This is a genomic window from Sporosarcina aquimarina (assembly GCF_019748715.1).
Classification (GTDB): Bacteria; Bacillota; Bacilli; order Bacillales_A; family Planococcaceae; genus Sporosarcina; species Sporosarcina newyorkensis.
Genome location: NZ_JACLBZ010000042.1, coordinates 1 through 23756, shown reverse-complemented (window position 1 = coordinate 23756; position 23756 = coordinate 1). Strand labels below are relative to the sequence as shown.

20 protein-coding genes, 1 riboswitch and 1 other annotated feature are annotated in these 23756 nt (G+C 43.9%); of the genes, 16 read left to right on the top strand and 4 right to left on the bottom strand.

From position 1 onward, the window contains the following. Nucleotides 1-35 precede the first annotated feature (35 nt). A complete protein-coding gene (locus H7J92_RS17325; protein ID WP_143759455.1) occupies nt 36-1181 on the bottom strand; it encodes a S1C family serine protease in 1146 nt (381 codons plus the stop codon). 286 nt (nt 1182-1467) lie between these two features. Between H7J92_RS17325 and adh the strand changes: the two genes are divergently transcribed. Both adh and H7J92_RS17315 read left to right on the top strand, forming a co-directional pair. Continuing rightward, the gene (gene adh, locus H7J92_RS17320) at nt 1468-3009 is read left to right on the top strand and encodes an aldehyde dehydrogenase (RefSeq protein WP_009499098.1); all 1542 of its coding nucleotides are present in this window, start codon (nt 1468-1470) and stop codon (nt 3007-3009) included. 53 nt (nt 3010-3062) lie between these two features. Next, entirely contained in the window at nt 3063-3419 is a 357-nt protein-coding gene (locus tag H7J92_RS17315) for a DUF779 domain-containing protein (RefSeq protein ID WP_009499097.1), read from the top strand. 30 nt (nt 3420-3449) lie between these two features. Here H7J92_RS17315 and H7J92_RS17310 read toward each other — a convergent pair whose 3' ends face one another. After that, nucleotides 3450-3851, bottom strand: a complete 402-nt coding sequence (locus H7J92_RS17310) for a thiol-disulfide oxidoreductase DCC family protein (RefSeq protein ID WP_009499096.1) — start codon at nt 3849-3851, stop codon at nt 3450-3452. A gap of 170 nt (nt 3852-4021) precedes the next feature. Here H7J92_RS17310 and H7J92_RS17305 point away from each other — a divergent pair, with 170 nt between their 5' ends. Together H7J92_RS17305 and H7J92_RS17300 are read left to right on the top strand one after the other, a co-directional pair. After that, on the top strand, nt 4022-4219 hold the full coding sequence (locus tag H7J92_RS17305; protein WP_009499095.1) for a hypothetical protein: 198 nt from the start codon (nt 4022-4024) through the stop codon (nt 4217-4219). Nucleotides 4220-4365: 146 nt separating this feature from the next. Next, nucleotides 4366-4707, top strand: coding sequence for a hypothetical protein (locus tag H7J92_RS17300; protein WP_221838253.1), 342 nt, complete (start codon nt 4366-4368; stop codon nt 4705-4707). Nucleotides 4708-5280: 573 nt separating this feature from the next. Here the strand turns inward: H7J92_RS17300 and metH are convergent. Both metH and H7J92_RS17290 read right to left on the bottom strand, forming a co-directional pair. Beyond that, nucleotides 5281-8721 carry a methionine synthase gene (metH, locus tag H7J92_RS17295; RefSeq protein ID WP_078818635.1) on the bottom strand — a complete coding sequence of 1147 codons (3441 nt, stop codon included), beginning with the start codon at nt 8719-8721 and terminating at the stop codon, nt 5281-5283. Next, complete coding sequence (locus H7J92_RS17290) at nt 8702-10561, bottom strand: bifunctional homocysteine S-methyltransferase/methylenetetrahydrofolate reductase (RefSeq protein ID WP_078818634.1); 1860 nt, start codon at nt 10559-10561, stop codon at nt 8702-8704. Before H7J92_RS17290 ends, metH begins: the two co-directional genes overlap by 20 nt. Before the next feature lie 81 nt (nt 10562-10642). Beyond that, nucleotides 10643-10752, bottom strand: a riboswitch (SAM riboswitch). A 164-nt stretch (nt 10753-10916) separates the two neighbouring features. Here H7J92_RS17290 and H7J92_RS17285 point away from each other — a divergent pair. From H7J92_RS17285 to gltX, 12 genes are all read left to right on the top strand, one after another. Continuing rightward, entirely contained in the window at nt 10917-11114 is a 198-nt protein-coding gene (locus tag H7J92_RS17285) for a hypothetical protein (RefSeq protein ID WP_009499090.1), read from the top strand. A gap of 267 nt (nt 11115-11381) precedes the next feature. Continuing rightward, a complete protein-coding gene (locus H7J92_RS17280; protein ID WP_009499089.1) occupies nt 11382-11984 on the top strand; it encodes a biotin transporter BioY in 603 nt (200 codons plus the stop codon). Next, a complete protein-coding gene (gene bioB / locus H7J92_RS17275; RefSeq protein ID WP_009499088.1) occupies nt 11981-12985 on the top strand; it encodes a biotin synthase BioB in 1005 nt (334 codons plus the stop codon). The genes H7J92_RS17280 and bioB overlap by 4 nt, the downstream gene beginning before the upstream one ends. A gap of 229 nt (nt 12986-13214) precedes the next feature. Beyond that, nucleotides 13215-13685 carry a CtsR family transcriptional regulator gene (locus tag H7J92_RS17270; protein WP_009499087.1) on the top strand — a complete coding sequence of 157 codons (471 nt, stop codon included), beginning with the start codon at nt 13215-13217 and terminating at the stop codon, nt 13683-13685. An 11-nt stretch (nt 13686-13696) separates the two neighbouring features. Continuing rightward, nucleotides 13697-14248, top strand: a complete 552-nt coding sequence (locus H7J92_RS17265; protein WP_221838251.1) for a UvrB/UvrC motif-containing protein — start codon at nt 13697-13699, stop codon at nt 14246-14248. Next, nucleotides 14238-15326: a protein-arginine kinase McsB gene (gene mcsB / locus H7J92_RS17260; protein ID WP_221838249.1), complete on the top strand. Its 1089-nt coding sequence runs from the start codon at nt 14238-14240 to the stop codon at nt 15324-15326. Before H7J92_RS17265 ends, mcsB begins: the two co-directional genes overlap by 11 nt. 191 nt (nt 15327-15517) lie before the next feature. Then, the gene (locus H7J92_RS17255; protein ID WP_040759940.1) at nt 15518-17965 is read left to right on the top strand and encodes an ATP-dependent Clp protease ATP-binding subunit; all 2448 of its coding nucleotides are present in this window, start codon (nt 15518-15520) and stop codon (nt 17963-17965) included. An 82-nt stretch (nt 17966-18047) separates the two neighbouring features. Further along, nucleotides 18048-19418 (top strand): DNA repair protein RadA, encoded by a 1371-nt coding sequence (radA, locus tag H7J92_RS17250; protein ID WP_009499083.1) that lies wholly within the window; start codon nt 18048-18050, stop codon nt 19416-19418. Between the two features lie 144 nt (nt 19419-19562). Next, nucleotides 19563-20645 carry a PIN/TRAM domain-containing protein gene (locus tag H7J92_RS17245; RefSeq protein WP_221838247.1) on the top strand — a complete coding sequence of 361 codons (1083 nt, stop codon included), beginning with the start codon at nt 19563-19565 and terminating at the stop codon, nt 20643-20645. A gap of 28 nt (nt 20646-20673) precedes the next feature. Continuing rightward, nucleotides 20674-21354 (top strand): 2-C-methyl-D-erythritol 4-phosphate cytidylyltransferase, encoded by a 681-nt coding sequence (gene ispD, locus H7J92_RS17240; RefSeq protein WP_221838267.1) that lies wholly within the window; start codon nt 20674-20676, stop codon nt 21352-21354. A 13-nt stretch (nt 21355-21367) separates the two neighbouring features. Continuing rightward, nucleotides 21368-21847 carry a 2-C-methyl-D-erythritol 2,4-cyclodiphosphate synthase gene (gene ispF / locus H7J92_RS17235; RefSeq protein WP_009499080.1) on the top strand — a complete coding sequence of 160 codons (480 nt, stop codon included), beginning with the start codon at nt 21368-21370 and terminating at the stop codon, nt 21845-21847. Between the two features lie 79 nt (nt 21848-21926). Then, entirely contained in the window at nt 21927-23387 is a 1461-nt protein-coding gene (gene gltX / locus H7J92_RS17230) for a glutamate--tRNA ligase (RefSeq protein ID WP_221838245.1), read from the top strand. Nucleotides 23388-23442: 55 nt separating this feature from the next. Next, nucleotides 23443-23658 (top strand) — a binding site (T-box leader). Nucleotides 23659-23756: the final 98 nt, after the last annotated feature.

Sequence of the window (23756 nt, the reverse complement as noted above, 5' to 3'; positions counted from 1 at the left end):
ATAAGAGACAGCGTAAAAGCTGCCTCTTGCGTCGATTATTTCATTTGTCCACCACTAAATTTGACACTCACTTGCTGTTTTTCACCATTACGGTATATAGTGATGTTTGCCTTGCTGCCGATTTGTAGTTTGGAGTATAGATATTTACGCAGTTCCATAGAATTGTCAATTGATTCACCATTTATCTCGGTGATGACATCCTGTTCTTTCAAGCCGGCTTGATCTGCTGCAGAATTGGGTTCTATTCCTGTTACCATCACGCCGCCTTTGACAGCTTCGGGTAAATCCTTGACATACATATAGGGAATTTCCGCTAAGTCCGCTAAACTTACTCCGAGATAGGGCCGTTCGATTTGTCCTTTTTCTGTAAGTTGTTCGACCAATGTTTTCACTTCATTACTTGGAATAGCAAATCCTATTCCTTCCACACCACTTTGCGCTACTTTTAGACTGTTGATACCGATGACTTCACCTGCCGTATTGAACAAAGCACCGCCGCTGTTTCCGCTATTGATTGCTGCGTCTGTCTGAATAACTTCTGTCTGCCAGGTTCCTGCTGATGTATTGACGTCCAATGTACGAGACACTGAACTAACGATTCCTTTTGTTACGGTGCCGGAAAAATCAAGACCAAGTGGATTACCGATCGCGATTACGGAGTCTCCCGCTCTCAATAAACTTGAATCTCCGAACGTCACTGCAGTAGTTGCGAACTTTTTATCGATTTGTAAGACCGCGATATCCGTCAGTGCATCTGTGCCTAAAAGTTTTGCCGATGCTTTTACGCCTTTATCTAATGTGACTTCAATCTTTTGTGCACCCTCAATGACATGATTATTCGTTACGATATACGCATATTTATCGTCAATTTTGTAGATGACACCGGAACCAGTGCCCGCCATTTGCTCTGTCGCAGCCTCAGCAAAACGATTGCCTGCCGTTTGATAATTAACTACGCCAACAATAGCTTTTGAAGACTGTTCTACCATATCGGCCAATGAATCTGTTGGTGCAGTGGACACCTTCTCGACCTCATATGTAGGAGTATCTATATTTGCTGATTCTACTTCCTTCGGAGACCCTAACCAATCGGTGTTGGCAACAACGCCAAGCGTCAGCATAGAGCCTACAACACCTGAACCGACAATAGAGAGTAACTTTTTTGCTGCTTTACCTTCCATATTGACAACCCCTGTCATTTGTATTTCTTTCATCATACAGCCAAGTTATGAACAAATTATTAATGAATCCTTACCAACCTATGAAATTGATAAATTCACTACGACAGTATTAATTTGAATAGTAATTAGTTGAAAGATATATAATTTTCAGATAGAATAAAAATAGCATATGTAAGCGCAATCATTATGCATAACGTGTTCTTGATATTCGTATAGTGGCTTTGTGTGCAAAAACGATTGCACTAGAATACAAGCAAAATAAAGAGAATAGGGAGTGTGACGCAGTATGGTACAAGCTTCAGAAAACAAGGTATATGCAAATCCGAATTCAGAAGGTGCAAAGGTTCATTTTAAAGAACGTTACGATAATTTTATCGGCGGTAAATGGACGGCGCCGGTGAATGGCCAGTATTTCGATAACCCAACACCTGTGACGGGTAAAGTTTTTACTCAAGTAGCAAGATCCACAGCAGAAGATATCGAACTGGCGCTTGATGCAGCTCATGCAGCAAAAGAGGCGTGGGGAAAAACCTCAGTCACTGAACGTGCCAATATTTTGTTGAAGATTGCAGATCGTATTGAGGAAAATCTCGAGATGCTAGCGATTGCGGAGTCGTGGGAAAACGGAAAAGCAGTTCGTGAGACATTGAATGCCGATCTACCATTGGCAGTGGATCATTTCCGTTATTTTGCCTCTGCTATTCGTGCACAAGAAGGTGGAATCAGCCAAATTGACGACAATACGGTATCATACCACTTCCATGAGCCGTTAGGCGTAGTGGGTCAAATTATTCCTTGGAATTTCCCGATCCTTATGGGAGTGTGGAAACTGGCTCCGGCCTTGGCGGCAGGGAACTGTGTCGTCTTGAAGCCTGCCGAGCAAACACCGGCTTCTATCTTAGTTCTTGTTGAGCTGATCGAAGACTTGCTGCCGGCAGGAGTCCTCAACGTAGTGAACGGGTTTGGCGTAGAAGCAGGGAAGCCATTGGCGTCTAATCCTCGGATCAACAAGGTTGCATTCACTGGTGAGACGACAACAGGTCGCCTAATTATGCAATATGCATCACAAAATTTGATTCCGGTGACATTAGAACTTGGCGGAAAATCACCGAACATTTTCTTTGAGGATATCATGGATGCAGATGATGAATTCTTTGACAAAGCAATCGAAGGTTTTGTCATGTTTGCCCTGAACCAAGGAGAAGTATGTACATGTCCATCTCGTGCGTTGATTCAAGAATCAATCTACGATAAATTTATGGAGCGCGCAATAGAGCGTGTTAAAGCGATCAAGACAGGAAATCCGCTTGATCCTTCAGTAATGATGGGAGCACAAGCATCTACGGAGCAAATGGAAAAAATCCTGTCTTACATGGATATCGGAAAACAAGAAGGCGCAGAATGTCTTGCAGGCGGAGAGAAAAACGAACTGGAAGGCGACTTGAAAGATGGTTACTACGTGAAACCTACTGTGTTCAAGGGTGATAATAAGATGCGTATTTTCCAAGAAGAGATCTTTGGTCCAGTCGTGGCGGTTACGACGTTTAAAGATAAAGAAGAAGCACTTGAAATTGCCAATGATACGCTATACGGCTTAGGGGCAGGTGTCTGGACGCGTGATATGAATACAGCATATCGTTTTGGGCGCGGCATTCAAGCTGGCCGTGTGTGGACAAATTGCTACCACGCATATCCTGCACACTCTGCATTTGGGGGCTATAAAGCATCCGGTATCGGCCGTGAGAACCATCTGCAGATGTTGGCTCATTACCAGCAGACGAAAAATATGCTAGTGAGCTACGATGAAAGTAAGCAAGGATTCTTTTGATTGAAATAAAACGCATCTGTCTATAGGATCCGACGTGAAATGGAGGAATTCCCATGCCAGACCGTGTAATTGCAACAGAAGAAGCATTAGCTCTCATTGAATTGCTGAAAAAGAAGCATGGACCTTTAATGTTTCATCAGTCAGGCGGTTGCTGTGATGGATCTTCCCCAATGTGCTACGAAGAAGGAGATCTGCTCATCGGTGATCAAGATGTATTGTTAGGACGTATCGGCGATGTGCCTTTCTATATGATGAAAAGCCAGTATGAATATTGGAAGCATACACAAGTAATCATTGATGTAGTGGAAGGTCGCGGAGGTATGTTTTCGCTTGAAGGAGTGGAAGGGAAACGATTCCTTTCTCGATCACGCGCATTTACGGATGAGGAATATAAGCAATTGACTTCATGATAAAGGCCTTCCGGTAACGGAAGGCCTTTTTTACGCGATAAAACGCTGGCGCTCTTCAGGAGTCGGCAGCATACAAGACAATTCTTTTTTACCGAACCATTTATAACGATTCGTTGCAATATAGTCATATGCGCGGTTGCGGATTGCTGACGGCACGACTATGAATAGGAAAGCTAAATGCCAGAGTCCGTCTAGCTTTTTTGCGATACGTAAAGCGGCACTTGATTTTGTATACGCTTTCCCATTTTCGATTAAAACTAAACTGTCGACGTTGTCTGGAATCTGGTATTGTTTTCGAAGTTCTTTCCCTACGTCGTCCTGCAAGGAAGCGAAGGAAAAATATCGATACGGATCACGTTTAATAATGAACTGTACGCTCGCATCACAAAAGTTACATTCGCCATCAAATAATACAATTCGATTTCGATTCATACAAACTCTCTCCTTCAATAAATAGGTTATATCCTACTATACCCATTCCTAAGAATCTTCACGCACATATAATATATGGAGTATTTTTATTTATCAAAGTATGGCGTGTGATCAGTAGTGAATTGGCTGGTTTTGTCTTGTGAACTATCCAACAGAAAGGATGAAAAAGTATGGGTCGTCAATTTGTTAATCCGGCTGAGCTGGATTTGCGTCGTGATCTTGACTTTTTAGGCTCTTTGAATATGGTAGACGAAGGTGCTCCATCCCAATGTCCAGTAAATGAATGCAAACTAATTATGAAGCAATTGGAGTCAATTGAAAAAACAAAAGGATATGATCGATCAGTGAATCCTCGTCAATGTGGTTAATGCAGTATTGGAGCGATTCAGACCGCCAAATATAGGCGGAAGGATTGCTCTTTTTTAATTGATATCAATAAATTTCCACATCCCCACGGCGCTAGCCCGTAATAATTCTGTAGGCTGGCATGTAATAGGGTATAGGAGGTGAGAAAATGATGATGAATCAAGGACAATATCCTGGTATGTCAGGACAATTCCCAGGAATGCAGGGGCAACAACCAGGTTTTCAGATGCAGCCAATCGTTTGTCCAACACAGTACCGTTATAATGATTGCTTTTCTCCGCAAGAAATTCCTTATATTCACCCGATTGTGAACGTTAATCGCCATAACGTAGTAGGGGTACCGCAACATTATTATACAGAGACAACTCAGGATGTTATGGGCTCTATGATAATGCCAGGCAGAGGACCTTCTCATGGACATGGACATGGACATGGACATGGAATGTGGGGCGGCGGAGGATGTGGCCGGCGCAGAGGTTGCTGCCGTTAATCGTTCATCAAGGAAATGAAAACCGCTGTCTCCAATTAATCGGAGACAGCGGTTTTATTTTGCTATAATTATTCTGTTTCCGTCGCTTGTTGTAGGTGACCAGCGGTCTCGGCTTTTGATTACATCCAGTTGCAGGCGCCAGCCTCTTGGAACGTTTTGGTAAGCCCTCCAACGCCTGTCGAGGCTAAACGGCGCCTTTCACATTTGGTTACATCCAGCTCCGACGGCTAGAGACTTGGGTCATAAGTCAAAGCTGCTGCGTGGCAAAAAGCGCCACTCCGCATCTTCGTCTTATGCCTGTCGCCTCTGACCAGCCGTCTTCGCTTTTGGTTACATCCAGCTCCGACGGCTACCCCCTCGGGACACTTCAGTCTTAAAGTAAAGGCAAAGAGCGCCTTTAATTTAAGCCTTCCAGTGCCTGTCGGGACTGACCAGCCGTCTCCACTTTTGAATACATCCAGTTGCAGGCGCCAGCCTCCTCGGGACGTTTCGGTCTTACCGAAAAGGCAAAGAACGCCTTTTTGGTAAGCCCTCCAACGCCTGTCGAGGCTACATGGCGCCTTCCACTTTTGTTTATTCCACGTTAAAGTATCTTGCGTCTGGGTGGGCGAAGACGATAGCGGATACGGAGGCTTCGGGTTCCATCATGAATTCTTCTGTTAAGATGACGCCATGGTCTTCAGGTTTGATCAGTCCGAAGAGTTTGGCTTGATCTTCTAAATTTGGACAAGCAGGGTAGCCAAATGAGAATCGCTGACCTTGGTATTTTGCAGCGAACCGTTCGCGCATTGTGAAGTCCGTAGGGTCCGGGAATCCCCATTGATCACGGATTTCTTGGTGAATACGTTCAGCAAAGCCCTCTGCCAATTCTAGTGCGGTTGCCTGAAAAGCATGGCTTTCTAGGAACTTCCCTTGCTCTTTCAGCTGGTTTGCATAGTCTCGAACCCCTTTACCCGCAGTAACTTGCATGAAGGCCACATAGTCCATTTCCCCACTGTCAACTGTTTTCAAGTAGTCTGCCAGACAAAGGAATGGTTCTTTTTCTTGGCGAGGGAATGTGAACCGTTCAATTTCTGTTTTCGCATCTTCTGGATCGTAAATGATTACGTCGTCTCCGTCTGCTTGAGCAGGGAAGAACTGATAAATACCTGAAGCGGTTAATTTATCGGATTGCAGGAAGCTGGTGACCATTTCATGAAGCTGAACAGCCCGTTCTTCTTTCTTTTCCAGCATTTTATCGACATTTCCGCGTAAGCCAAGATGATGGCCGATCAGTGTGCGCATGTTCACGTATGGGTGTAAGTGAGCAACTGAATAGTCTTTTACAACGCGTCTGCGTAAATCAGTCGGTACGAATACAGGTACGTCGGTACGTACTGTTTTCACTGGTCGCGCCGCCACTGCAACTGCAGTATTTCCGCGGCTTGCTTTAATCGCATCATTTGCTTCCCGCTTCTCAAGGCTTTCCTGTAATTCTTCCAGTAGTGCTCCTTTGTCTTCGCTTTGAAGACGGTTAGCCAAATCTAATCCTTGCATTGCGTCCTTGGCAAAAATAACAGGGCCATCGTATTCAGGCGCAATCTTCGTTTCTGTGAAACGTCTTGTCAGAGCAGCTCCACCGACCATAACAGGCAAATCGATTCCTGCTGCCTTAAAGTCCTGTGCCGTCAACACCATTTGTTGAGCGGATTTTACGAGCAATCCGGATAAGCCGACAATGTCTGGCTTTTCTTTACGAATGACCTCGATCAATGCCGCTGGGGTAACCTTGATCCCAATATCAATAACTTTAAAGCCGTTATTGCTTAGAATAATATCTACAAGGTTTTTCCCGATATCATGTACATCGCCTTTGACGGTAGCTAAGATAATTTTACCCTTCCCGCTGTCGTCTTCTTTCTTCTCCATAAATTGTTCGAGATAGGAAACGGAAGCTTTCATGACCTCAGCACTTTGTAATACTTCCGCTACGATAAGTTGATTGTCATTGAACAGGCGCCCGACTTCTGCCATCCCTTTCATCAATGGACCATTGATAATATCCAGTGGTGCATCGTATGTTTGGAGGGCAGCCTCTAAGTCAGGAATTAAGCCTTCCTTCGTTCCTTCCACTACATAGTAGGCAAGACGTTCGGGAACAGTTTTCGGGATATCGTCTTCAGTTTTTTCTTTTTTCTTATCTCGATAAAAATCTGCAAAATCAGCTAATGTCTCATCTGTTGTCGTAAATAGCAAATCATTAGCTAGTTTGATTTCTGCTTCTGGGATGGAAGCATAGCGTTCTAATTTTTCTGTATTGACGATGGCGTAATCCAAGCCAGCTTGCGTGCAGTGATATAAATACACTGCATTCAGCACTTCACGACCAACAGGGGGCAAGCCGAATGAAACGTTACTGACACCTAGCGTGGTCAGCGTACGCGGTAACTTTTCCTTAATCAAACGAATGCCTTCAATTGTCTCAACAGCTGAACCGATATACTGCTCATCTCCTGTACCGACAGGGAATACAAGCGGATCGAAAATAATATCTTCGGGTGCAATTCCCCATTTATTTACGAGCAGATCATAGGAACGCAAGGCGATTTCCAGTTTGCGTTCTCTCGTAACAGCCATTCCGATTTCATCAATGGTACCAACCACCACTGCCGCGCCATATTTTTTCACGAGAGGCAAAACTGCGTCAAATCGTTCTTCGCCGTCCTCCAAGTTGATCGAGTTGATAATCGCTTTTCCTTGGGAATACTTTAATGCTTCCGCGATGACATTTTCGTCCGTTGAGTCAATTACTAGAGGGACTTTAACCTTTTTTACGACTTCTTTCATAAAACGCGTCATATCGATCAGTTCATCACGATCTGGATTCGCCAGACAAATATCGAGTACGTGCGCACCGCGTTTTACTTGTGCACGTGCAATTTCAGACGCTTCTTCAAACTTCTCTTCTATAATTAGCTTCTTAAACTTCCGTGAGCCGATAACGTTTGTACGCTCCCCAATTAATAAAGGACGCAATGTGTCATCATATAGCAAAGGTTCAATACCTGAAACGGCATGACCAGGTTCTTTTTCAGGCATTTGACGAGGTGCTTTGTCTTTTACAGCTTCTCGAATTGCTCGAATGTGCTCAGGTGTCGTACCACAACAGCCGCCGACCATGTTCAACCAGCCTTTTTCTGCAAATCCTTCCAGCTTCTTCGATAGGGATTCTGGAGACTCATGATAATGACCTTCTTCATCTGGCAATCCGGCATTCGGATAGCATGTCACATAGCTAGTTGCCAGGTCAGATAACGAACGTAAGTGATCCGTCATGAATTCTGGTCCAGTCGCACAGTTTAGGCCGACAGATAGGGGATTGACGTGTCCAATGGAAATGTAAAATGCTTCGATACTTTGACCTGCAAGTGTTGTACCCATCGGTTCGATTGTACCGGAAATCATGATTGGTACTTCGCGTCCTAGCTCTTCAAAGGCCTTTTTAATACCAATCGTGCCGGCTTTGACGTTCAGCATATCCTGACTAGTTTCCATGAGGATTAAATCGCTGCCAGCTTCAACCAATGCTTTCGCCTGCACGTAAAAATCATTAGAAAGTTCATCGAATGTAATGCCGCCTGTGACAGAAAGAGTCTTAGTCGTCGGTCCGATCGCCCCTGCGACAAAACGCGGCCACTCCGCAGTGGAATACTTTGCTGCACTTGCCTTTGCAATTTCGACAGCTTTAGTATTGATTTCATGTGCACGATGTCCTAGTGCAAATTCATTTAGAACAAGGGGAGTGCCGCCAAATGTGTTGGTACAAATGATGTCGGCTCCTGCCTCTAGGTACTCATCATGAATCTTCTCCAAGATATCAGGTCGTAAAACGTTTAAATATTCATTACAGCCGTCGTAATCTTCGCCTCCAAAATCTTCTGTTGAGAGGTCCTCCGCCTGCAGCATCGTCCCCATCGCGCCATCAATGATAAGGATTCGTTTGTCTAGTTGTTCTTCAATAGGATGTCTCTGCATGTGATAATTCGCTCTCCTTCTGCTTATCTATTTGTTTAATGTAGTCATGTAGCTCAAGTGTCATGTCGTAACGGAGGAATGGTGTGATCAAATACAGTCCGTTAAAGTATTGCGCTGCTGTATCGATCAGCTCCTTTGCGATCTGAATTCCTGTTTCAGTGGCTTTTGCTCGGTCGTCGCCACAGGCGCGCATCCGTTCAAGCACTTCGTCAGATAGTTTAATGCCAGGCACTTCATGATGCAGAAACTCTGCGTTGCGAATATTTGTCAAAGGCATAATACCTATGAAGATAGGTGTATCTAGATGTTTTGTAGCCTCATAGACGTCAATAATCTTTTCTTTTGTATAGACAGGTTGCGTTATGAAATAATCTGCACCTGCTTCAATCTTTTTCTCCAATCGCTGAACAGCCCGGTCCAATACACGGACATTCGGATTGAACGCAGCTGAAACTGAGAAGTTCGCTTTTTTACGTAATGGTTTACCGGAGAATGAAATCCCTTCATTCAACTGTTTGATTAACTGCAGCAGTTCCATACTCGATACATCGTAGACGCTTGTTGCGCCAGGGAAATCACCAACTTTCGTCGGATCACCTGTTACAGCCAGAATATCGTGGATGCCTAACGCGTCAAGCCCCATTAGATGAGATTGTAACCCGATCAAGTTGTGATCTCGACACGTTAAGTGGACAAGAGGGCGGATATTGTGCTGCATTTTAATGATGGAACCCATTGCCATATTGCTGATCCGAGGGGATGCCAATGAGTTATCCGCCATCGTTACGGCATCAACACCTGCATCGTAAAGTAAATTGGCACCTTTAATATAATCTTCTGTCTCTAAATGCCGTGGTGTGTCCAATTCCACAATGACCGTACGTTCTGTTTTGGCTTTCTCGTGGAGCGGTTGATGTTTTACCGGGCCGGCTTCCTGAATAACGATTGGCTTTGTTGGTTCTACTACTTTCTTGGTGATAGGAGACAATCCCGCTAATCGAGTTTTCGCTGCTTTAATATGTTTAGGAGTAGTTCCGCAACACCCGCCAATTAACCGTACACCTTGATCACGCAGCAATACTGCAGCTCGCCCGAAGTACTCAGCTTCAGATTCATAGACAATGCGGCCATCTTCCACATCCAGTAAAGATGCATTCGGATAAGCGGATAAAAATGCATTTTCCGGCAGTTTCACATTTTCAAAAGCTTGGATTGTATGGTAAGGCCCTAAGCGGCAGTTTACACCGACTATACTTGCACCTAGTGATTCCAGTTGATGCAACGCGTCATTCAATGAAAGTCCGTTTTGCAAAACTCCAGGATCGTGCATGGAGACTTGCGCAATTAGCGGAACATCTGTGATTTGACGAAGTGTTGAAACGACGGATGATAATTCTTCGAAATCATAATACGTTTCGAGTAACAGTCCGTCTGGATCTCCAGTCAATAATGCGTTGGCCTGTTCAAGGACTACTTGCTTTACTTCATCGAGCGATGCATCACTTTTGCGAATTCCACGCAAACCGCCGATGGTACCAAGCACAAATTGACCACCTGGTGCAGCAGCCCGCTTTGCAATTTGGATTGCTGCTTTATTGAATTCCGTAACACGGTTTTCCAATCCATAACGAGCCAATTTCACTGCATTGGCACTGTATGTATTGGTCTGAATAATATCAGCTCCCGCCTCGATATAGTCGTGGTGGATTTTCTCTATAATTTCAGGTTTCTCTATATTTAATTCCTCATAGCAATAATCGATCCCATATGAATACAAAATAGTTCCCATTGCCCCATCTGCTGTCAGGACATTTGTTTGAAGTTTCTCCAGTAATGACATCATCAAATCCCCCTTTGTTTTCTCTAATCAAAAAAAGCCTTCAAGTAAATAGAAGGCTTTGTAATCGCAATGACCAGTTCCCTCTCATCTTTCAGTGTGCCATTTCGGCATACTGCTGGAAGTAGCACCTTGCCCATCGGCTGGTTGCTGAAGCGTCTTTGGGCCAGTCCCTCTGCTTCTCTTGATAAGATATGATTCTTATTAAATTATTTCGATAATTCTAACCATATCATAGCGGCTTTGTAGGTAATCGTCAAGTGAATGTTTGATGAAGTTCTTGAAGACCGGAGTGCGCATAGAGAAATTTACTGAAACATGGTAAAATTAAAGGAGTAACTTGAAAAGGTGAGGAATCATGCAGTTTTTTAAATACTCCATTCCGATAGCGGCACTTGTCGGCACGCTTGCCTGGATTATGTTGGAGAATAATTATGAAGAAGTACCGTGGGATTCGCGTGTTTGGATTACCTTTGGCGCCGCTGCATTAAGTGGTGTACTTGCTTTTTTTCTTTTCAGGAAAGAAAAAGAAGACAAAGTCGATAAAAAGAAATAGGAGCTGCCCGAGAAGTCATGTTCATCTGACTTCCCGGGTAGTTCTTTTTTTGCAGAGAAAGCATTTTGTTCATTCTAAGAAATTGCCAGCAGGGGTAGATGTGGGTCTTGTCTGTTTCTTTCTTGCCTTATTGGATAAGAAAAGGGTGTCATTCCTTACATATAAGATGTTCCATAAGTTATTAGTTAACTTAAATTAAAAACTAGTTGACAATTAATGAGTCAACCATTACTATTTTTATAGTAACTCAAAATAGAAAGAGGTGTCATGATGACGACAGCTTCGGAAGGACGTCCGCAAAGTAAATTCAGTACATTGTCAATTGTATATAGTGGAATGTTTGCTGCTTTAATGATGATCGGGGCTAATATCACTTCTTTCATACCATTTTTAGTAGTCGGGGGAGTACCTATTACATTGCAGACATTTTTCGCTGTTTTGTCAGGATTGTTATTGGGTAGCCGTCTTGGTGCATTGTCGATGACTGTCTATATGATGGTCGGCCTTGCAGGGGCTCCTGTATTTGCTAAGTTTCAAGGTGGATTTGGCCAAATCTTAAGCCCGACATTTGGTTTTATCGTTACTTTCATCTTGATTGCTTATGTAGCAGGTAAAATCGTGGAGCGTAAGAATACACTGCCATCTTATATTATTGCATCACTTGTTGCGACAGCAATCAACTATTTATTGGGTACGAACTGGATGTATGTCGCCTATAAAGTTTGGGCTGCGGCGCCAGAGGTGTTTACGTACAAAATTGCATGGCTTTGGATGATTCCTCCATTACCGAAGGATATTGTGCTAGCCGTACTGGCGGGAATATTCGCATTTAGAATTTCAAAACATTTGAAAGTGAGGCATACATTTTGACGAACTATCAAAGGCTGGCTGACCAAGTTTTGAAAGGTCACGTATTAACAAATGAGGAAGCGCTTTCAATATTAAATAGTCCGGATGAAGATTTGCTGTTGCTGCTTCATGCGACGTACTCGATCCGATCCCATTACTATGGAAACAAAGTAAAACTTAATATGATCATCAATACGAAGTCGGGGTTGTGCCCGGAAAACTGTGGCTACTGTGCCCAGTCGATTGTGTCAAAAGCACCGGTTGAAAAGTATGCAATGATGAAATCAGAAGAAATATTACAAGGTGCAGAGCGAGCTGCTGCAAATAAAGCGGGCACTTATTGTATCGTGGCAAGTGGACGAGGACCTCGGGCTAGTGAGCTTGAAATCGTTATTGATTCCGTCAAGCAAATTAAAGAGAAACATAAAGGAATGACCGTTTGTGCATGTTTAGGCATTCTGAAGCCAGAACAAGCCGCACGCTTGAAAGAAGCAGGTGTAGACCGATACAATCACAACTTGAACACCTCTGCCGAACACCATGAAAGCATCACTACATCGCACACATACGATGATCGTGTAAACACAGTAGGACATGTAAAGGAAGCGGGAATATCTCCTTGCTCTGGCGTAATAGTCGGAATGCGTGAAACAAAAGAGGATGTCATTTCCATGGCACACAGCCTGCGGATACTCGATGCAGACTCCATTCCAGTCAACTTCCTGCACGCCGTGGATGGGACGCCGCTAGAAGGGACCTCTGAACTGGATCCGCGCTATTGCTTGAAGGTACTTAGCCTATTTCGTTTCATCAATCCAACAAAAGAAATACGAATTTCGGGTGGACGCGAAGTGAACCTTCGCAGCCTTCAACCACTTGGCTTATATGCTGCAAACTCTATCTTCATCGGTGACTATTTGACAACATCGGGTCAGGAAAACGACAAAGACCAACAAATGTTAGAAGATATGGGCTTTGAAGTGGACTTGGAACCACTGAAGAAAGAACCTATGACTATATAAGAGAGATCTAACCGCGCAGACAGCTTGCGTGGTTTTTTTCGTTCAATGAAAAACATGAAAAGATCTTGAATAATCCTCCATGTAGAGAGACAGCCTAACGCAAGACATGCAAAAAAATCAAACATACATATTAAAACAAATCAATTGCATCTCACGCATTTTCTGCGATACAATCAAGTCAAAGATAGTCAAAGTCAACTAAGAGAACGAGCAGAAACGAGGTGACGAGATGCGGAACATTTCTGACATTATTGAAGGGTATTTGAAGTCCATTATCGAAAAGGAAGACAGTGCCTCTGTTGAAATCAAACGGAATGAAGTCGCCGAGAAATTCCAATGTGTTCCTTCGCAGATCAACTACGTAATCAAAACTCGCTTCACAGTCGAGAGAGGCTACGCAGTAGAGTCAAAACGCGGAGGCGGTGGATACATTCGGATTTATCGGGTGCAGACGAATTCACGGAAGGACTTGCTCGAGCAAGCGCTGGGAAGTTTGGAAGCGGGAGCATCCTCTACGATGGCTGAAGATGTAATTATTCGTTTGATTGAAGAAGAAGTGATTACAGAGCGTGAAGCCAAACTTATGTTAGCTGCGGTGGGTCGAGCCACACTGCGCTATATGCTTCCTGAACGAGATGCATTGCGTTCGCGAATACTCCGCGCCATGTTAGTCACATTGATTTATGAAGAAGTAGAATGAGGTGATGATAAATGCTTTGTGAAAACTGCAAAGAACGTCCGGCCACTGTGGTTTTTAAACAAGAGACAATGAATGGCACGACAGAGCGGCATTTATGTGATAAATGTGCGTTTTACTCCCAGACATTTTCATTCAGCCCTGATCAAGAGCCGTTGTCCATTCAACAATTTCTGGCACATTGGCTTGGAGGTTCAGAATTATTACAAGGTCAAAAGTCGAATGAGACTTTTCCTGATGGCCCCAAATGCCCGAGTTGCGGACTGACTTTTCATAGGTTTTTAGACATTGGGAAATTTGGATGTGCGACGTGCTACGATACTTTCCGCGAGCAGCTGCCACGAGTGTTTGCTAAATTGCATAACGGCAATACAAATCATGGTGGTAAGGTACCAGTCTCCTTCAATGAACGGTTTGCTTTGAAAAAACAATTAGAGGACATCCGCACAAAAATGAAGGAAGCGGTAGAAGCTGAGCGTTTTGAAGAAGCTGCCATATTACGAGATGAAGCCAATACAGTAAAACAGCAATTGGCCGATGGAGGTGACGATCAACATGTCATTTGAAAAATTCATCAAACAAGAGCTGACAGGCTGGATGGTGGCAAAGGGAGAACATTCGGATATCGTCCTATCTACAAGAATCAGATTAGCACGCAACCTGCAAAGTTACCTATTCCCTATTTGTGCTTCTGAAGAAGACGCTAAACGTGTCAATGAATCAGTTGACCAAGCGGTGGCTACTATGGAAGAGCATCATTTTGCGGGCACGTCGATGTCAGACCTATCACCTCTTGAGAGACAAATATTAGTTGAGAAACATTTGGTAAGCCCACAGTTAATCGACCCAGATAAATACGGTTCGGTCCTGCTTTCAGAAGATGAAACAATCAGTATTATGGTGAATGAAGAAGACCATATACGTATCCAATGTATTTATCCTGGCTTTCAAATCGATACTGCCTATGAGCAGGCGAATCAAGTAGACAGCGAGATAGAACGAAACTTGGATTATGCTTTTGATGAGACGTTTGGCTATTTGACTAGTTGTCCATCCAACACAGGAACCGGTATGCGGGCATCTGTCATGATGCATTTACCGGCTCTCACCATCACCAAGCAAATTGAACGGATTATTCCTGCAATATCACGTCTTGGGATGGTGGTGCGCGGTAGCTACGGAGAAGGCAGTGAAGCCCTTGGAAATATTTATCAGATATCCAATCAAACAACACTTGGCAAGTCTGAAGAAGAAATATTGAAGGATCTGGACAATATATCAAAGCGTTTGATTGCACACGAGAAAAAGTCCCGTGAAATATTATTAGCGAAATCACAGGTCCATTTGGAAAATCGGCTTTACCGTTCGCTTGGTACGATTACTCATGCCCGTATACTACCTTCCGCAGAAGCAGCCAGATGTTTGTCCGATGTCCGTTTGGGTATTGATTTAGGTATCATAGAAAATTTAGACATGGCAATTTTAAATGAATTAATGATTTTCATGCAGCCAGGTTTCCTTCAGCAATATGCGGGTACAGAATTAACATCAGACCAACGCGACGTATTTCGTGCAAAATTATTCCGTGATCGCTTAGGAATTGAATGTACGCAAGCTCCAGGAAACAATTCTGAAAAGTCCTGAGCATACTTTTTGCAAGATCGTCAATTTGGATTTATAGTTAATCAAAGATAGTCAAAGTCAGTATTGAGGTTTAAATTACGGCTTTTTATGAAATGATATGAATAGGTATAGAGTGAAGGATTAAAGCAATGAGGATTCAACTGGCATAACATAGAATAGGTTCTATTTATGAAGAAAAGAGGGGAATGGATATGATGTTTAATCGATTTACACAACGTGCGCAAAAAGTTTTGCAACTGGCTCAAGAAGAGGCAATACGCTTAAAACACGAATCAATTGGTACAGAGCATATTTTACTTGGATTGATCCGAGAAGGCGGTGGAATTGCAGCGAAAGCGCTGGACGCCATTAGTGTCAATGCGGATACGATTGAACGGGAAGTAGAGGCTCTTGTAGGCGTGGGCTCGAAAGATGTAGGACCGATCGTTCATTATACACCGCGTGCAAAACGCGTCATCGAGCTTTCGGTTGATGAATCCCGTAAGCTGGGTCATTCCTATATTGGTACAGAACATATTTTATTAGCATTAATCCGAGAAGGAGAAGGCGTAGCGGCTCGCGTCCTGAACAATGCGGGCGTCAGCTTAAACAAAGCTCGCCAGCAAGTTCTTCAGTTACTCGGCAATGATGAAAGTTCAGTTGGCAGTACTTCAAACAACGCTTCTGCCGCTACACCGACATTGGATAGTTTAGCTAGAGATTTAACAGAGATTGCACGTGAAGGCACTTTGGATCCAGTTATTGGACGAAGCAAAGAGATTACGCGTGTAATTGAAGTGCTGGCTCGTCGTACCAAAAACAATCCAGTCTTGATTGGAGAGCCTGGTGTTGGTAAAACTGCAATCGCAGAAGGGTTGGCACAGCAAGTAGTCAACAATGAAGTACCTGAAATCTTACGTGACAAACGTGTTATGACGCTCGATATGGGTACAGTTGTTGCGGGCACGAAATATCGCGGTGAATTTGAAGACCGCATGAAAAAAGTGATGGAAGAGATTCGTCAGGCAGGAAACATCATTCTGTTCATCGATGAATTGCATACATTGATTGGCGCGGGCGGAGCGGAAGGTGCGATCGATGCATCTAATATCTTAAAACCTTCTCTCGCTCGAGGAGAATTACAATGTATCGGCGCTACTACATTAGATGAATATCGTAAATACATTGAAAAAGATGCAGCACTTGAACGTCGATTCCAGCCGATCCAAGTAGATGAACCAACGGTGGAAGAGACTATCCAAATCATTAGAGGACTTCGTGATCGCTATGAAGCGCATCACCGAGTGAAGATAACGGATGAAGCAGTAGAAGCAGCTGCGAAAATGTCTGATCGCTATATTTCCGATCGTTTCTTACCGGACAAAGCGATTGATTTGATGGATGAGGCAGGATCTAAAGTTCGTCTTCGTTCGTATACGACTCCTCCAAACTTGAAGGAATTAGAAGTGAAGCTAGAAGCGATCCGTTCTGAAAAGAATGCAGCTGTTCAGAGCCAAGAGTTTGAAAAAGCGGCTTCTTACCGTGATACAGAGCAGAAGATGAAGGAAGAATTAGAAACAACAAAAGCAGCATGGAAAGAAAAACAAGGAAAAACAGAGTCTGAAGTAACTGTCGATGATATCGCTGCAGTTGTAGCGATGTGGACGGGAGTCCCAGTGGATAAGATTGCGGAAACCGAATCAGCTAAATTACTCAAAATGGAAGAAATCCTACATGAGCGCGTGATTGGTCAAAATGAAGCAGTCTTAGCGATTTCACGAGCAATCCGCCGTGCGCGTGCCGGATTGAAAGATCCGAAACGTCCTATCGGTTCATTTATCTTCCTAGGTCCAACAGGTGTTGGTAAAACAGAGTTGGCTCGTGCGCTGGCAGAAGTGATGTTCGGTGATGAGGATGCTATGATTCGTATCGATATGTCCGAGTATATGGAGAAACATGCAACGTCTCGTCTTGTAGGTTCACCTCCAGGTTATGTAGGCTACGAGGAAGGCGGCCAACTGACAGAAAAAGTTCGCCGTAAACCATACTCCGTTGTCTTACTGGATGAAATTGAAAAAGCACACCCGGATGTTTTCAATATTTTACTTCAAGTGTTGGAAGACGGACGCTTAACAGATTCTAAAGGTCGGACGGTAGATTTCCGTAATACGGTCATGATTATGACGTCAAACGTTGGGGCTACTGAGTTGAAGAAAAACCGATATGTCGGATTCAATATCCAAGACGGCGAATCTGATTATGAAGATATGAAAGAAAAAATGCTGAGCGAGTTAAAGAAAACGTTCAGACCGGAGTTTTTAAACCGTGTGGATGACATGATTGTATTCCATTCACTGGAGAAAGAACATTTGCGACAAATTGTCAGCCTAATGTCTGAAGATCTTGCGAAGCGATTAGCAGAACAAGATATTGAGCTTGTGTTGACAGAAGCTGCACAGGATAAGATCACCGACGAAGGGTATGATCCGGAGTATGGAGCTCGACCATTGCGCCGGGCGCTACAGAAGCACGTAGAGGATCGTTTATCTGAAGAATTACTAGAAGGTAAAGTTCTTATGGGTGAAAAAGTAGTGATTGATGTGAACGACGATAAATTCGTGGTACGGACAGAAAAACAAACTGAATCCGTAAGTAACTAACTAAATAAAAATCCGGATAGCTCGCTCGCTTAGAAATTTAAAAAGCGCAGCGAGCTGTCCTTTTCGTATAGGGAGAGAGAATATGGCTAAGCGTAAATCTAAATTCATGTGTCGTTCCTGTGGATACGAGTCTCCGAAATGGATGGGACGCTGTCCAGGCTGTGGTGAATGGAACACGATGGATGAAGAAGTGGAAATTGTGCAAAAAGGTCCCCGTGCAGCTTTTCAACACGGTGAAAAAGTGAAGCAAAAGGCCTTACCGATTAGTGCGGTTGAAATGGTGGAAGAGCCGCGTGTGAAAACAGAATTGAATGAACTGAATCGCGTGCTCGGTGGGGGGATTGTGCCCGGCTCACTTGTATTGATTGGCGGGGATCCGGGGATAGGAAAGTCGACATTGTTGTTGCAAGTATCTTCGTTGCTTGCCAACCAGCAACAACGCGTCCTGTACATATCCGGCGAGGAGTCGATACGACAGACAAAGTTGCGGGCAGAAAGATTGGGTGTCAAATCAGATGAGCTGTATATTTACGCAGAAACAGATCTAGGTATGATCCATGAAACAGTCGATGAAGTGAAACCGAAATTTCTTGTTGTGGACTCCATTCAGACAGTACATCATCCCGAAGTTACTTCTGCCCCTGGGAGTGTGTCGCAAGTTCGAGAGTGTACTGCGGAATTAATGCGGATTGCCAAGACGCAAAATATCGCGATTTTCATCGTCGGTCATGTTACAAAGGAAGGGCAGATTGCAGGACCGAGGTTGCTCGAACACATGGTGGATGCCGTCCTTTATTTTGAAGGAGAGCGCCATCATACCTACCGTATTCTACGGAGTGTGAAGAACCGTTTTGGTTCGACCAATGAAATCGCTATTTTTGAAATGCTGCAGTCTGGGTTGAAGGAAGTATTGAATCCTTCCGAATTATTCCTGCGTGAACGATCTCAAGGAGGCGCGGGTTCGACCATTGTTGCTTCGATGGAAGGAACACGTCCGATATTAGTAGAAATACAGGCGTTGATTACACCTTCTAGTTTCAACTATCCGAAGCGGATGGCGACGGGCCTTGATCAAAATCGCGTTTCTTTGCTGATGGCGGTTCTTGAAAAACGTGCAGGCATGTTATTACAAACTCAAGATGCGTATATTAAGGTGGCTGGGGGAGTAAAGTTGGATGAACCGGCGATCGATTTAGCAGTGCTGTTAAGTATCGTGTCGAGTTATCGGGATACCGCGGTAGGGGTGGGAGATTGTTTTATTGGTGAAGTAGGGTTAACGGGTGAGGTAAGAAGGGTATCAAGAATAGAGCAGCGTGTCACAGAGGCTGCCAAGCTGGGGTTTGAGCGGATTATCATGCCGTCATCCAATATGGGGGGATGGGATGTACCGTCAGGCATCCAAGTAGTCGGGGTTGAAACAATCTCGGAGGCGCTTGGAATTGCTTTTAAGTAAGTAGACTGGTTGAAGCGTTAAGAAACCTTTGCCGCATTTAGATTGTCCTAATAGAAGTGAGGGGGCAATAAACCCCTCGCTTAACCCAAGCGACTTACTGTGATTCGTTGTATACTAATAGGAAGGAAAAGGAGGTGAAAGAGAATGTTGAAAAGAGTAGTCCAGGTTTCTTTCCTGTTAATCGGAGGAACTCTCGGTGTTTTATTTTTACCGTACTTATTTGCCATGTTCGCTTTTACGTCACGCCCCGCGATAGAAAACGCATACGTCGAAGCTGTTTTAGGAGCAATCATTCTATATTTATTTAGCTTATTTTTAACAGAACCGATTGTGGACTTTATTAAATGGATTGAAGAACGACTTTTGAAGGCGCCGATCATGCATTTGCTATTCGGTACTATAGGTTTAATCGTAGGGTTAAGCGTAGCGTTTTTGGTCAGTTTCGGATTGAATGCGATTGAGATTCCTGTTATTTCATCTGTACTGCCCGTCTTGCTATCCATACTTCTAGGGTATTTAGGTTTCCAGGTAGGTTTTAAGAAATGGGAAGAGTTTATCAACGCTTTCTCTAATTTGCGCAATACAACGATAAAAAAGAAGGAGCCGACTGAAGCTGTGGCGCCTCAGAAGAATGTTTATAAGCTACTTGATACAAGTGTCATCATTGACGGACGTATCGCGGATATTGCGGCTACTGGATTTTTGCAAGGAATTCTCGTCGTTCCTCAGTTTGTGTTAACTGAACTGCAACACATAGCCGACTCATCCGATACATTAAAGCGAACTAAAGGGAGACGCGGTTTGGATATTCTAAAGCGTCTGCAAAATGACGACGGACCGACCGTGCTCATCACGGATGAGGATTTTAACGATGTAGCGGAAGTGGATTTAAAACTTGTGAAGCTGGCAAAGAAGATGGAAGGTCTTGTCGTGACGAATGACTTTAATTTGAATAAAGTCTCTGATTTGCACGGAGTGGCAGTCTTGAACATCAATGATTTGGCAAACGCAGTTAAACCGGTCGTTATTCCGGGAGAAGAAATGCATGTAGTCGTCATCAAAGATGGTAAAGAACATAACCAAGGTGTAGCGTACTTGGATGATGGCACGATGATTGTCATTGAGGATGGCAGAACGCATATCGGGCAGGCAATTGATGTCGTCGTAACAAGTGTTCTTCAAACATCTGCGGGACGAATGATTTTTGCAAAACCGAAAGGCCGGTGAATCGGCTACAGAAAGCAGAGGACTTAATGTGAATTATACAGTAATGATCCCGGCTGCAGGCAGTGGAAAGCGTATGGGTGCCGGTCAGAACAAACTTTTCTTAGAGATCGGCGGATTGCCGATTTTGTATCATACGGTGAGTGTTTTTTTAGAGGATCCTCACTGTGAGGAAATTATTATAGCTGTAAAGCCTGAAGAACAAACTGTCATTAAAGAAATGCTTGCAAGAAGTGACAAAGGAAAGATTATTACCTTTGTGAAAGGCGGCGGAGAACGGCAAAATAGCGTGGCCGCCTGCATAGAGACATATGAAGGTAACGGCATTGTGCTTGTACATGATGCCGCAAGACCTTTCCTTGATTCGTCTGTCATCCGCAAACTGGTCAGCACAGCGAATGAAAAAGGTGCAGCAATTGCAGCAGTGAGAGCAAAGGATACAATCAAGCTTGCGGCGAATAATGTCGTGCAGCAAACGCTAGACCGTGAGAATTTATGGTTAGTTCAGACGCCGCAAGCATTTCGATATGAATTGCTGAAAAGAGCTTCTGATGCAGCAGTTCGAGAAGGTTTTCTCGGGACTGACGAATCGATGCTTGTAGAGCGCATAGGATACAGCGTGCAAATTGTAGAAGGTTCATATGATAATGTGAAAATGACGACCCAGGAAGATCTGGCAATTGGCGAGGTCTTACTGGAAAGAAGAAAGTAGGAGGAATCACCTCATGTTTCGAATTGGACAAGGTTTTGATGTACATGCATTTGCAGAAGATCGCCCCCTTATTATTGGAGGCATCACAATCCCACACACAAAGGGATTGATTGGACACTCGGATGCAGACGTCTTATTGCATACAGTGACAGACGCAGCACTCGGAGCGATTGGAAAAGTAGATATCGGTACACACTTTCCGGATACAGATGAAGCTTTCAAGGATGCGGATTCTGCTGTATTACTGGAGAAAGTTTGGGGAATGGTCAAAGAAGAAGGCTATCGCTTAGGGAATATCGATTGCACGATCATTGCGCAACGACCGAAGATGGCGCCGCATATCGGTGATATCCGTCAACGAGTAGCAGAATTATTGGAAGCGGATCTATCTCAAGTGAATGTCAAAGCAACAACTACGGAACGCCTTGGTTTCCCAGGGCGTGAAGAAGGCATCGCTGCGATGGCTACGATCTTATTGATGAAAAACGAGTGACTTTCAAAAAAAACAACACAATGCTAAAATAGATAAGCAATTAACTTCTTTTCAACAATCAGAACGGAGAGGGACAATTATGACACAAGAAGTACGTGTGCGTTACGCACCAAGTCCGACAGGCCAACTACATATTGGTGGCGCGCGGACCGCTTTATTCAACTATTTATTTGCCCGCCATTACGATGGGAAATTCATCATCCGAATTGAAGATACAGATACAGAACGAAATATCGAGAGTGGCGAGTTATCGCAGTTGGAGAACCTGACATGGCTCGGTATCCATCATGACGAATCAATCGATGTGGGCGGCGAATATGGACCGTACCGCCAGATGGAACGTTTAGATCTGTACAAGAACTATGCAGATGAAATGCTTGAAAAGGGCCATGCCTACAAATGTTTCTGTACGCCCGAAGAGCTGGAAGCAAAACGCGAAGCGCAAAAAGCAACAGGCATCGCAGCGCCGATGTATGATGGGGCATGCCGCAATTTAACAGCAGAGCAAGTAGCTGAAAAAGAGGCAGCGGGTCTCTCTTACAGCCTTCGTATGCAAGTGCCTGATAATATTACGTACACGGTACAAGACTTAGTCCGCGGTACAGTTACATTTGAATCGAAAGATATCGGTGACTGGGTAATGGTCAAGACAAATGGTATTCCAACTTACAACTTTGCTGTAGCAGTGGATGACCATCTGATGAAGATATCTCATGTCTTCCGTGGAGAAGAGCATTTGACGAATACACCGAAACAATTAATGGTATTCGACGTGTTCGGCTGGGAACATCCCCAGTTTGGACATATGACGTTAATCGTCAATGAAGACAGAAAGAAACTTTCGAAGCGTGATGAATCGATTATTCAATTCATTTCACAATACAAAGACTTGGGCTATTTACCTGAAGCGATGTTCAACTTCTTTGCATTGCTTGGCTGGTCACCGGGCGGGGAAGAAGAAATTTTCTCTCATGACGAGTTGATAAAATTATTCGATGAATCTCGTTTGTCTAAGTCGCCGTCTATGTTCGACACACATAAATTAACATGGATGAACAACCAGTATATTAAGAAATTATCACTTGAAGAAGTGATTGATCTGACGTTGCCGCACTTGCAGGCAGCAGAACTCGTACCAGACAAAATGACGGATGAAGAAAAAACATGGGTGCACGATCTAATCGCTTTATATCAAGGTCAATTAAGCTTTGGAGCTGAAATTGTCGAGCTGTCCGCCCAGTTCTTCCAAGACACCGTTGAATATGATGAAGCAGCATCGGAGATTTTGGCTGGTGAACAAGTACCGGAAGTAATGACTTCATTGAAGGGGCAATTGGAAGCTCTTGAGGTGTTTGATGCGCCATCCATTAAAGCGGCCATCAAAGCTGTACAAAAGGAAACAGGACATAAAGGGAAGAATTTATTTATGCCAGTTCGTGTCGTGACAACAGGTCAAACATCTGGTCCGGAATTGCCAGATGCAATTGCGCTAATCGGGAAAGAAAAGATTTTGCAACGTGTCGGAAGATTTGCAAAATAATCAATATTGACTTTTCTTAGGATTTGTGTAAAATGAACGTAATATGAATATTCATAAAAAAGCGTTGAGAAGGAAAGTACATGTTGAATGCTCCAAAGAGAGGGTCATCTAGGCTGGGAATGACCTGAGTTAATTTAACATGGAAATGCACCTTTGAGCGATGAGCTGAACTGTTTAGTAGGCCATACGTATCGTCTGCGTTAAAGACATTAAGCGGGAAGAGAAATTTCTTCCAAGCGGAGTGGAACCACGCAACCAATGCGTCTCTGTCATCATAAATGACAGGGGCGTTTTTTTATTCTAAAGCGGAAAGCGTCGTCTAGCCTCGACAGGCATAGGAGGGCATGCCGAGAAAGGTGCGGTCTTTGC